This is a genomic window from Bacteroides sp. AM16-13 (assembly GCF_003602705.1).
In the GTDB taxonomy this organism is placed as follows: Bacteria; Bacteroidota; Bacteroidia; order Bacteroidales; family Bacteroidaceae; genus Bacteroides; species Bacteroides xylanisolvens.
Genome location: NZ_QTLK01000077.1, coordinates 1 through 1,419 on the forward strand (window position 1 = coordinate 1; position 1,419 = coordinate 1,419).

The 1,419-nt window shown below is 42.4% G+C and carries 2 protein-coding genes; both read left to right on the forward strand.

All coding sequences use genetic code 11. The features are described 5' to 3' along the window. Nucleotides 1-66 precede the first annotated feature (66 nt). Entirely contained in the window at nt 67-447 is a 381-nt protein-coding gene (locus DW173_RS23630) for a hypothetical protein (RefSeq protein WP_049701282.1), read from the forward strand. Then, nucleotides 413-1,405, forward strand: coding sequence for a transposase (locus tag DW173_RS23635; RefSeq protein ID WP_008023421.1), 993 nt, complete (start codon nt 413-415; stop codon nt 1,403-1,405). The genes DW173_RS23630 and DW173_RS23635 overlap by 35 nt, the downstream gene beginning before the upstream one ends. Nucleotides 1,406-1,419: the final 14 nt, after the last annotated feature.

The following is a 1,419-nucleotide window of genomic DNA, read 5'->3' on the forward strand; positions in this document are numbered from 1 at the left end:
CGGCTCACCCGAAATTTCTTGGGGGTAACTATTTGTAGCTTTCTTTAAAGTGATTACTTTTGTAATATGACAGAAGCAGCATTAATATCTTTAGCTCAAATAGTACTACCAAGCGAAGTCCTTTCCTCGTTTGATATAACTAAGGTAGAAAGTACCGATACCGAGATTAACATTCATCTTGATGAAAAGATGTACGATACTTTACGTAATGATGTTCACTTTGAATCCAAAGGTTTTATTCCTGCGGTTTCCATCACCGATTTCCCCATCCGCGACCACAAAGTAATCCTTTTGCTCCGACGCCGTAAATGGGTTGATATTCGTACCGGCAAGAGTTTTATTCTACCTCTTAAAATAGCCGCCGAAGGCACCCGCTACTCCAAGGAGTTTGCGGCTTTTTTAAAAGAAACGTATGGACACATCCCCGGTGACCTGCCGTACGCTTGATGATTTCTATCATATTGACGCATCTACCTTTGAGAAGCAATACAAGGATGTGCTAAGCGGTTATCGTAATTGGGAAGAGTTGAGCCATGCGGAAGAGTGGCTTGTCTTTCCTGAGAACATTGGACCTAATCTGGCTATTGACGAGACTTCCCTGTCGAATGGCGACCTTTATACAATAGTAACCAACAGGGACAGGCATGGTCGTGAGATGTGCCTTGTCGCCATTGTTGCAGGGACGAAGTCAGAGACGGTCATAGCGGCTTTACGCCATATTCCCGAACACCTGTTGGACAGTGTAGAAGAAGTGACACTTGATTTATCGGACTCAATGCGTAAAATAGTCCGCTTCTGTTTCCGCAAGGCATCTCGTGTAATAGACCGGTTCCACATCCAGAAATTAGCTTGCGATGCAGTGCAGGAAATGCGTATCAAACTCCGCTGGGACGCAATCCAGGAAGCCAATGATGAGATGGAAGAAGCAAAGCAGAAAGGGGAATCATATGTGCCTATGAGATATGAAAATGGAGATTCAAAGAAAGAACTGTTGGCAAGAAGCCGCTATCTGCTGTTTAAATCCTCCGAAAAATGGACCCCAGCACAAAAACAAAGAGCCAAAATTCTTTTTAAGGAATATCCGGAATTGGGACAGGCGTATGGATTATGTCATTCACTCAGAATGATTCTTGCCAAAAATACAATCAAAGATGCGGCAAGATTGAGTATGGCTAAATGGTATAATAAAGTGGAAGAGGCAGGCTTTCATGCTTTCAATGTAATTGCAGCAACCTTCTATGAACATTATGATGATATTCTTAACTTTTATAATAAAAGATCCTCTAATGCGGCGGCTGAATCCTTTAATGCGAAAATCAAACAATTCAGAACCGCATTAAGAGGAGTAGTGGATGAGAAATTCTTCCTCTTTAGACTGGCTAAGATTTATGCATACCCCCAATGATTATCGGGTGAGCC